At 38.6% G+C, this 8,391-nt stretch carries 14 protein-coding genes and 2 tRNA genes; all 16 read right to left on the reverse strand.

Going from position 1 to position 8,391, the window contains the following annotated elements; genetic code table 11:
- Nucleotides 1-575 precede the first annotated feature (575 nt).
- The 16 genes from EDD74_RS15475 to EDD74_RS04515 all read right to left on the reverse strand — a co-directional run bounded on the left by EDD74_RS15475 (nucleotide 576) and on the right by EDD74_RS04515 (nucleotide 8,262).
- Entirely contained in the window at nucleotides 576-701 is a 126-nt protein-coding gene (locus EDD74_RS15475; protein ID WP_278320665.1) for a hypothetical protein, read from the reverse strand.
- The gene (locus tag EDD74_RS04450) at nucleotides 701-1,441 is read right to left on the reverse strand and encodes an ORF6C domain-containing protein (RefSeq protein ID WP_116441711.1); all 741 of its coding nucleotides are present in this window, start codon (nucleotides 1,439-1,441) and stop codon (nucleotides 701-703) included. Before EDD74_RS04450 ends, EDD74_RS15475 begins: the two co-directional genes overlap by 1 nt.
- Nucleotides 1,442-1,566: 125 nt before the next feature.
- The gene (locus EDD74_RS04455; RefSeq protein WP_116441710.1) at nucleotides 1,567-1,758 is read right to left on the reverse strand and encodes a hypothetical protein; all 192 of its coding nucleotides are present in this window, start codon (nucleotides 1,756-1,758) and stop codon (nucleotides 1,567-1,569) included.
- Nucleotides 1,759-1,963: 205 nt separating this feature from the next.
- The gene (locus tag EDD74_RS04460; protein ID WP_242990129.1) at nucleotides 1,964-3,124 is read right to left on the reverse strand and encodes a phage portal protein; all 1,161 of its coding nucleotides are present in this window, start codon (nucleotides 3,122-3,124) and stop codon (nucleotides 1,964-1,966) included.
- 48 nt (nucleotides 3,125-3,172) lie between these two features.
- Nucleotides 3,173-4,858, reverse strand: a complete 1,686-nt coding sequence (locus EDD74_RS04465; RefSeq protein ID WP_116441709.1) for a terminase TerL endonuclease subunit — start codon at nucleotides 4,856-4,858, stop codon at nucleotides 3,173-3,175.
- On the reverse strand, nucleotides 4,848-5,126 hold the full coding sequence (locus EDD74_RS04470) for a P27 family phage terminase small subunit (protein ID WP_330409984.1): 279 nt from the start codon (nucleotides 5,124-5,126) through the stop codon (nucleotides 4,848-4,850). The genes EDD74_RS04465 and EDD74_RS04470 overlap by 11 nt, the downstream gene beginning before the upstream one ends.
- A 170-nt stretch (nucleotides 5,127-5,296) precedes the next feature.
- Nucleotides 5,297-5,635, reverse strand: a complete 339-nt coding sequence (locus tag EDD74_RS04475; protein WP_116441707.1) for an HNH endonuclease — start codon at nucleotides 5,633-5,635, stop codon at nucleotides 5,297-5,299.
- A gap of 17 nt (nucleotides 5,636-5,652) precedes the next feature.
- Nucleotides 5,653-5,725: transfer RNA gene (locus tag EDD74_RS04480), tRNA-Arg, on the reverse strand.
- Between the two features lie 195 nt (nucleotides 5,726-5,920).
- Nucleotides 5,921-6,121 carry a chemotaxis protein gene (locus tag EDD74_RS04485; protein ID WP_116441706.1) on the reverse strand — a complete coding sequence of 67 codons (201 nt, stop codon included), beginning with the start codon at nucleotides 6,119-6,121 and terminating at the stop codon, nucleotides 5,921-5,923.
- A 159-nt stretch (nucleotides 6,122-6,280) separates the two neighbouring features.
- Complete coding sequence (locus tag EDD74_RS15480) at nucleotides 6,281-6,406, reverse strand: hypothetical protein (RefSeq protein WP_278320664.1); 126 nt, start codon at nucleotides 6,404-6,406, stop codon at nucleotides 6,281-6,283.
- A gap of 85 nt (nucleotides 6,407-6,491) precedes the next feature.
- A tRNA-Met gene (locus EDD74_RS04490) sits at nucleotides 6,492-6,563 on the reverse strand.
- Between the two features lie 88 nt (nucleotides 6,564-6,651).
- Entirely contained in the window at nucleotides 6,652-7,134 is a 483-nt protein-coding gene (locus EDD74_RS04495) for a hypothetical protein (protein ID WP_242990127.1), read from the reverse strand.
- A gap of 58 nt (nucleotides 7,135-7,192) precedes the next feature.
- Nucleotides 7,193-7,378: a hypothetical protein gene (locus EDD74_RS04500; protein ID WP_116441705.1), complete on the reverse strand. Its 186-nt coding sequence runs from the start codon at nucleotides 7,376-7,378 to the stop codon at nucleotides 7,193-7,195.
- Between the two features lie 31 nt (nucleotides 7,379-7,409).
- Nucleotides 7,410-7,784: a coiled-coil domain-containing protein gene (locus EDD74_RS04505; protein WP_133296829.1), complete on the reverse strand. Its 375-nt coding sequence runs from the start codon at nucleotides 7,782-7,784 to the stop codon at nucleotides 7,410-7,412.
- A complete protein-coding gene (locus tag EDD74_RS04510; RefSeq protein WP_116441703.1) occupies nucleotides 7,723-7,995 on the reverse strand; it encodes a hypothetical protein in 273 nt (90 codons plus the stop codon). The genes EDD74_RS04505 and EDD74_RS04510 overlap by 62 nt, the downstream gene beginning before the upstream one ends.
- A 3-nt stretch (nucleotides 7,996-7,998) precedes the next feature.
- On the reverse strand, nucleotides 7,999-8,262 hold the full coding sequence (locus tag EDD74_RS04515; RefSeq protein ID WP_116441702.1) for a hypothetical protein: 264 nt from the start codon (nucleotides 8,260-8,262) through the stop codon (nucleotides 7,999-8,001).
- Nucleotides 8,263-8,391: the final 129 nt, after the last annotated feature.

Here is an 8,391-nt window from a genome sequence, read left to right on the forward strand (position 1 = left end):
AATAGACTATATTGTTATTAGATTTATATGCAATATTCATATGTGTATTATATACCATTTCAAAATCTAATACAAGAGTATTTTTGTTCCATCTTCAATTACTTACGTAAATTCGATGGAAGTGTCTTATATCCCCATAGCTAAAGCAAGGGGTTTTACGACACATTGGATAAAAAGAACACCTACCACTTCTGATAGATGTTCTAATTACTGTATTTAATTATGCGTATTGTTCTTTCTTCAAACATTGTTCTATTATTAACAACATATATTCTGTAATTCCTTTAGTTTTCTCCGTTGCGCTGTTTCGAACAAATTCTTTTCACTCCTCGTATTCCTCTTGTGTCAACGCTCTTGCTTCTCTGACAATCTCTGCCAGTTCCCGAGTATGATCTTTAATAAGCTTTTTCTTATCCATATCCTTACTCTCCTTTTAATTCTTTTAAAACAGTGTAAACACTTACTAACGTATCTATTTCATGTGTTGATTCCAACAATTCAAGTATAAGATCTTTGTACATTTTTTCTTTGTTTTCCATGTTCTACCTCCGCATCATTTTGTACGCAATATCTCTTTATCTGCTTTCTTCTCTTATGAACATTCTATGTACTATTGTATAAATCTTTTTCAAATAGTTTTCATTGTTAATTTTATCAACCATTTTGTGAATGAACTCTTTATACATTGCTTTCTCTTCCATTACGCTACCTCCATATTTATCTGTGCATTGCAATCTTTTATCTGCTCTTCCAAGATGTAAGGTAACGTATATTTATTGATAACGCCTAGCGCATCCTGACATTGACTTCTTTTAATCGCTTTGTATGTACTTACACCAAACTGTCTTTTCAGTTCTCCGTAAATATCATGGTATACTTTGCTTCTTAATGATCTGTCATGATATGCATTGCTTTTCTTTCCTCCAAGACATTCCACGCCTTTTCGTCTTGCTGCTGCCGTAATTTCATCTATTTCTACACCTAATATCGGCATATCCATTTTAAAATCTTCGAGTTCTCTACCAAGCATTTTTACTTCATTTTCTACTTTTGTCACTCTTTTATCCACTACAATAACAGCTTTCAGTTCTGCGGAAAGTCCTGCGAATTGATTTGCTTTGTATTTTTTCTCTATTTGAATGAAATATCTACGAACTTGTTTCCCCTTTTCATTTCTCTCAAGCATTGCCATTTCTTTTGCGATGTCCAGTTTGATGATATGGTCTTTTTTAGTCTGACCGGAAGGTGCGCAAATTTGAGCGGCTTCAAAATCTTCATTTTCTACGGCATCAATATCGTTTAATCTACGCGTAGACCAGTCTTTGTAAGGTGTTCTTACACCTAAAACTTCATGCAGTTCTGATCCGTATACTACTTTTTCTCCAGTGCTTGTCTCGTATACTGGGACAAGTTCATTTTCTATTATTTCTAATTTGTTCATGCTTTTTAATCCTCTTTCATTGATTTTATGAAAAGGATGTGTTATATTGTAAATAGCACAGCCTTTTCGTTGTGTTTTTTCACTAGAGATTCGTTAAACTTGGTAGGTAGGCGAATCTCTTTTTTCTATTGTTTGAATTTGTCGAGTACAATCTCATCATAAATTTTCTTAATTCCTCTTCTTATGATGTCTGCTTTTGTCAACCCAGTCTTACTACTACAAAATTCTAGCATTTCTGCTTCTTGTTCTGATAGTCTTATTCTCGTATCAATGTTTTTAGGATTCTTTGACGGTGGTCTTCCTTTTGCTGGAGACATTATTTGCACCTCCTTTTTTGGTTACACGTTTATTTTTAAATGGTTACACACTTAATATATCAATCATGTATCCAAAAGTCAATATATTTTTTCAAAATTTTTTCACCCTACCTATGGAACTAAAATAAGACATAGTCTTTCACTATGCCTTTCCGCTTCTTTGGGGAGGCTAGGAACATACCCTAGCAGGACTTCTCCCCTGCATTCAATTTTCTCCATTCTCTGCATTTTCTCCTTTCAAATCAGAAAGCAAATCTTGAATCTTACTGTAATTCTTTGTCATAAAGTGTTGATTTGCCCATTCCTCTTCAATCCGAGGTTTTCCGAGCACCTCTAAAATATCATTGATCGTAAAGGCTCCGCTAGAGATCAGCTTGTCTACCGGTGTTGCGATGTCAAAAATATCAATATGTTTTACCGCAAGTGTTTCGATTTTGATGTATGTTCCCTGCTTAAATCCTTTGTATCCATTACGTTTCCGGTTGATCTCCTGCTGCAACATCTTGATTAATGGATCCACGACAAAAGTCAGTAGCTCATCAATCGCTTTTCCGGTATCCTGCACATCCCCTTTTGCAAGACTCGGCGGGAAGGAAAATCCTCTTGCAGTAAACTCAAATATATCGTCCGCAAGTGCTTTAATATCTCTTGTAGACTCAGTAGAATATGTCTTTCCACTGTCTGATATATCCTGATAGTTATATCCCTCAAATAATGGGAGCACCGCATTTTCTTTGCTAAAGAAATTTTTGAAATGTTCCGTCATCAACTGATTGAAATTTTCATTGAAATTATCATCTTCCTGAGCAATTGCTTCTACATTTAAAATTCCTTTTTTCCCTCTTGATTTTTTGTATGCTTCCTGCGCATACACAATCAATTTGGAGTACGTCTCATACATTCCATTCATCAGTTTTCTCATATCGTTCGAATTTAGCTCAAAAAACATGACATCTGACATTCTTAATGTTTCCGACAGTTCGTATCCATCAATAACGATTCCACTAAATTCATAATCCTTCAGAGCAAAAGGTTCTTTGCAATAAGAATCAGCTACATACAGTTTTCGGTTTACTTCTACAACAAGGCATTCATTGTTTCTATACAATTTCCCAATGAGTTTGTTCACAAATCCTGCTGCATTCTGATTTTGATTCGGCTCATAGTTCCAAAGATAATACTCTGCATCTTTAACTTCTTTTCCTTTAACATAAGTCTTAAACTCACATTTGCTCACTGCATTTGCAATTTTATTTACGCAAGTCCAAAAAGCCAGTTCTCTGAGATAGACCTCATAGATGGCTCCCTGCACTTCTTTGTCATCCATAATGTCCTGCATGTTAATACTGATATTTCCGATTCCCAACTTCTTGATCAGCCAGTCTTTTATGCTTAACTTCCTACTCTCACCTCCTTAATAGCTGTATACCATCGTTGCCGGAGTTGGCTTTGGCCTCTTTTGCGGCAACTCATCTTCTACGGTCATTGCTGCTACCAGTGCCATAAACGGATCCGTCTTCCTGCTTTTTGCTTCAATTTTTCCATACACGAAATTTCCCATATCAGCATCATCTTCTTTTCCTAGCTTTCTTCCATGCCTGATCAGCTTCGCGTTGTTTGTTGCCCATCGAAGCTCCGGTGCATCTCCCCAATTAAACCACCGATTTGTAAAGCAGCTGTCAATTACCGGCGCAACCCTCATGACATCTGATGGCCTGATTAATTTCAGATTTCTATTTATTTTTAAATCAAATCCTATTTCTTTTAGATATTTAGCCAATAACGCGAACCGGAAATCATCAACTGCAAGCTTTTTGATATTGTACTTTTTCTTCGCTTGCTGAATATATTCCGTAATCACTGATGGGTGTATTTCATTTTCATCTACCAGAGTCAGTCTTCCCATATCTGCCCATTCTTTCCATGGAGCTTTTATCCTTTCCAGGTCATTTGATTGCAGGCACATCCATGAATGGCTTATATCATATCTTTGATCTCCATCCCTGAAATGTAAATCCACCGAAGCCCAGTCATTTAATTTTGTATAGTCCACTCCACAAGTGCAGCTCCATCGTTCCAGACACGGGAGAATAATATTGGTAGCTGCTATGTTTTCCCAGTCTGTTACGCTCATCTCCTCTGCGTTTTCCGGAATATTCATTCGCTTTGTCATAAATGCTGGCAGTCTTCTTGGATTCTTCTTCCATTCCCGGTATTCCTTCCGGATCTCCTCCAGCAGGTTTGGCAAATACGGAAGAGATGGATTCGCCATTGGCCAATTCGCTTCGTCATCGACATCTTCTTTTTTATTTAGCCTGCAAATAAAAGGCAAAAGTCCATTATCCGGTTCTCCTCCCCGCAAGATTCCTTCTGCTGTTTCCAGCAGATCATCCAGTGGTCCTTCCCGGACATCACCATTTGTCGTATAGTAAGATCTTCTCGGATGTTTCTTTTTTCCAAGACCGGTTGTAAATACATTGATATTCTTATAATCTTCATATTGATGGATCTCATTGAAGATACAGATTCCAGATCTCAAACCGTCCTTTCCCTTTGGACTGTTCGTTCTTCCTCGCATAACGCTTTTGGTTTTCAGACTCACTACTTTTTCTTTTGTCCAATAAAAAAACTTCTTTAGCTTTTTCACAACAGATGGCTGCTCAAATGCATTTATGACATCTTGCACCGGTCTCATTGCCTGGTCCTCATTGTTCGCACAAATATCAACATCGTACTCCCGGATACCATTATATGGGGACATTAAGCACGCAGATTCTACCGCAATCGTACCATCTTTCCCCGCTCCTCTCCCCAACATACAGAGCAAATCCGGCCATCTCGGCAGCCCTGATTTGCTCCAATATGTGCAGTCATGCAATCCAATCACAAACTTCTGCCAGGGAAAAATATCCTCAAATGGAAAGTATTTGGTAAGTCCGATATACTTTTCAAACTGCTCCTCATCGACATAAATATCTTCATTTTCAAAGCACCATTTTACATGTTTGATTAGCAGTTCCTGATCCTCGCACACTGCATAGGTTTTATGCTCAACAATATCAATCCACTCCTGGATATATGGATGGATTTTACAGCTCATCGTCATCATCTCCCGGATCTCCGGAAACCGGCTTAATTCCAATGCTGTCGAGTATTTTCAGCATCTGTGCACTTACCTTAATTCTCTGATCTATGGAGTCATTTTTCTTCTGTCCTTTTTGACCTCCTCCATTGTCATATTTGACAACAGCTCCTCTCTTTTTTATGTCTGCAATCAGGTCATTTTCCAGGTCCCAAAAATCCATGTATTTATCTACTAAGTCGATGTAATATTTCCCAGTGGTCCCATTCTTGGCCAACTGCTCCAAAAGATCATCTTTGATTTCTTCTCTTAATATTTCTTTTCTCGTTTTTCTCGCCCTTAGACCACCCCTCCTTCACGCGCGCGCGGAAAAATCTCTTTTGTCAAGAGCACCCACCGGTCTCTAACGGCCAAATTAAAACCCGATTTTTTTCGACCGGGGGTACTCTCTCATTTTTACCACCGCTCTTCTGTCAATGGCTTCTTCTTTTCTTTTTTGCGGTATCCATGTACTTCTTCATGGCATTCATGACAGAGACTTATGAGGTTTCTTTTCTTCTCTCCCCTGAAGTAATACCATATTTCTAATGACTTATCTGGATGCTTCTTTACATAGTTTACATGATGGACTGTTGTGGCTTTCTTGTACTTTCCTCTCTGCTTGCATATCTGGCATTCATATTTATCAAGTCTCAGGACTTCTTCTCGTTTCGTTTTCCATTTGCTCCATGTGTAAAATCTATGTATGTTTTCTTTTATGCATTTTTTTACAAATGCAATGTCACGCTCTGTCATGTTGCCTCCTTGTTGAGTTGCAGGAGAAGGACTCGAACCTCCGACTTCCAGCTAAGGAGACTGGCGAGCTTCCAACTGCTCTATCCTGCTATGTATGTGTGCTACATCGCACAGTGTGCAGGTTAGGATTCGAACCTAACAACGCGCCCGCTCTCACGGACCACACTTTCCTTTAATGCTATCTGCACTCCTTTTTTTGCGCAAAATAGGCTTTTGCCTAGAGCCTTTTACCGTCATTTGCTCAGGACGTAGAAAAGCACCCGGCTTTCGCCAGATGCTTCACTATTATTTACTATTCACTTCTTCAATAAATTCTTTCATCAGTTCGCTTATCTTTCCAGCTTGGCTGACTCCCGCTTCCTTGCAGGCAGATTCAAATTGTTCTACTAATTCTCTTTTCAGTTTGAACCCCTTTGTCATCCATCCAGCTTTCTTCTGGTACTTCTCTGATGCTATTGTTTGTGGAGTCGGATTACCTTTTGGCATGTTCACCCCTCCACTTCCGATATATTTTTTTCCCAACTAATCCAGCAACCACTGCAACTACAACCGCTACAATTATTTCTATTCTCATAGCTTTACACAGATGAACAATCGTGTTATATTTTATTTAACAAGAGAGGTTTTATCCCCTCTTGCCTTTCATTATTTTGTGATTAGCCAAGTAATAATTCCGGCTATCACTCCAGAAACAACTCCTGTGATTGTTTGAACTAGCACTTCAATCCAATCTATGGAGTTTTTCTTTTTCTTCTTTTTCTTTTTGCTCATCTGTTTCTCACCTCCTTACAAGTATATAATAACATATGGTTTACCATATGTCAATACTTTTCAGGTGAGTTTTACTAAATTTAAGTGGATACTATCGGAATCGAACCGATGACTTACCAGTTATGAGCTGGTGTTTCTGCCCCTGAATTAAGTATCCATAACGTGAGAAGAGGCAACCTTTTCTCGGTCGCCTCGGGTAAGAGTTAAAATTCACGAAGTAGTTACTTTGTAGCAATAACATATTACTACTTTTCTTCGGGACATTGTGGGACATTTTCAAAATTTTCAAAAAATCTTTGTATTCTTTTCTTTACATTCTCATCCGTGTACTTTACTTTCCGCTTCGGGAATATTCTATTCATGCATTCCGCTACTTGTATGTATGTCATATCGTCTATAAAATACATCCTAAACATTATTCTTAGTTCGCTTTTTGGAATACTCTCAATGTACTCTTCTGCTTCTGTCATCAGCTCCAGCAGTTCTTCTTCCTTTTCTTCCAATTTCCTTTTATACCTTTGCAAGCATGTTTTCTTTTTAGCCTCTTCCGGAAATGGATAACCTGTAATCTTAATGCTTCCATACGTTCCGTCTGGTCGTGTTCCTTTCACGGAGTCGGATACTACTGTTATATTTTCTATTTCCTTTTCAAGAGTTCTTATTCTCCTCTTTATATCTTTTATTTCTTCTCTCATTGCCGTGTATTCAACTAATATCGCCTTGTCCAATGTTTAGCCCCTTTCTTGTCAAATACTCCGCGACACTTAACTCTTTATACTCTCCTCTTCATCCGCGCCGTCTGAACCTTTCTTTTGTAGCCCGATCTTGGATCTCTATGCTCTTGATCCGGAATCCAGCGATTCCTGCTGCCTGCTCCAGCAGATCCAATACTTGTCTCGCATGCTTTGGGATGTGTTCTGCATGCGCGATCGCTCTGTCTGCTGTTGGATCTTTATATCCTTCTTTATTCATCGGCTTCCCTCCTTTACTACTTCCTCCTTGTTTAATTTTTCGACCAGTCAAGCATCTGTGTACAACGATTGCAACTTTTATTTCTGTAATATTCCACAGCACATCCACAACTAGGACAGAAACCTTCAAAACATACCATCGCGCCGTTTAAGTCTTTGTATTCTGTTCGCATATCTACTTTCTTCGGCAGTTGCTTTTCCAACGCTTCTATTGCCGTTTGTCGTTCTTCTATTTTCTTATCAGTTTTTTCTTTCAGTCCCAAATACTTCGGTATTTTTTGTATAATCGCAATTTGATTTTCCATAGCCTTTATTGCTTCTCTGACTTTCTTTTCATCCATTTTCCTATGCCCTTTCTCTAACAAACTGTCCGCATCTTGCTTTACCGCCTTTGCAAGTACCGCCATTTAACTGCTGCCATCTACAATCTGTACACTCCTCGCAGATCTCTTTGCATTTGTTGTGGTGGTTTAAGATGTCGCATACATATTTTCCCATCTTACATCCTGTGCATTTTTCTTCTAATTCTTCCCCGCTCAGCTGATCTGGATACTTGCAGAGATTATCGCAGATATGCTCCATCATTCTGGTTGTGATTCTGTCCATTCTTGTTTCCATTTTCTAATCTTCTCCCGTCTCTTCCTTCAGTATTCTTTTCAGTTCTTCTTTTTCCTCCGGTGTCGCTCCTTTCGAGCAAGCCTCCACCAAGTCATCTATTTCCATTTTGGCCAATGCCACCATTTTATCCAACTCTTTATCAGTATTTTCCTTTCCAATCATTTTGGCCAGACTATTCCTTACTGCTTTTGTTATTATGGTGTAATCTGCTCTGACTTCCTCCACTGTTCCTTCTATTTCTATATTTCCTTCTTTGATCCAAATCATTCTCTTTCTCCTTCCGCATCCTCTTATCAGCTTCTGCCCGGAAAGAGCCACACGGCTCTTCCCACCAGTCTGGCTCTTCTCATTTTATGTCTGCAATTATTTTTCGGATACTTTCTACAACCCGTTCTG

Source organism: Faecalimonas umbilicata, assembly GCF_004346095.1.
Taxonomy (GTDB): domain Bacteria; phylum Bacillota; class Clostridia; order Lachnospirales; family Lachnospiraceae; genus Faecalimonas; species Faecalimonas umbilicata.

What these genes read in the sequence shown, in the direction of transcription:
- EDD74_RS15480 (WP_278320664.1), bottom strand. Translation starts at nt 6,406, where the DNA reads ATGAGCAAAAAGAAAAAGAAGAAAAAGAAAAACTCCATAGATTGGATT.
- EDD74_RS04455 (WP_116441710.1), bottom strand. Translation starts at nt 1,758, where the DNA reads ATGTCTCCAGCAAAAGGAAGACCACCGTCAAAGAATCCTAAAAACATT.
- EDD74_RS04505 (WP_133296829.1), bottom strand. Translation starts at nt 7,784, where the DNA reads ATGGCGGTACTTGCAAAGGCGGTAAAGCAAGATGCGGACAGTTTGTTA.
- EDD74_RS04510 (WP_116441703.1), bottom strand. Translation starts at nt 7,995, where the DNA reads ATGGAAACAAGAATGGACAGAATCACAACCAGAATGATGGAGCATATC.
- EDD74_RS04465 (WP_116441709.1), bottom strand. Translation starts at nt 4,858, where the DNA reads ATGAGCTGTAAAATCCATCCATATATCCAGGAGTGGATTGATATTGTT.
- EDD74_RS04515 (WP_116441702.1), bottom strand. Translation starts at nt 8,262, where the DNA reads ATGATTTGGATCAAAGAAGGAAATATAGAAATAGAAGGAACAGTGGAG.
- EDD74_RS15475 (WP_278320665.1), bottom strand. Translation starts at nt 701, where the DNA reads ATGGAAGAGAAAGCAATGTATAAAGAGTTCATTCACAAAATGGTTGAT.
- EDD74_RS04500 (WP_116441705.1), bottom strand. Translation starts at nt 7,378, where the DNA reads ATGAATAAAGAAGGATATAAAGATCCAACAGCAGACAGAGCGATCGCG.
- EDD74_RS04450 (WP_116441711.1), bottom strand. Translation starts at nt 1,441, where the DNA reads ATGAACAAATTAGAAATAATAGAAAATGAACTTGTCCCAGTATACGAG.
- EDD74_RS04475 (WP_116441707.1), bottom strand. Translation starts at nt 5,635, where the DNA reads ATGACAGAGCGTGACATTGCATTTGTAAAAAAATGCATAAAAGAAAAC.
- EDD74_RS04485 (WP_116441706.1), bottom strand. Translation starts at nt 6,121, where the DNA reads ATGCCAAAAGGTAATCCGACTCCACAAACAATAGCATCAGAGAAGTAC.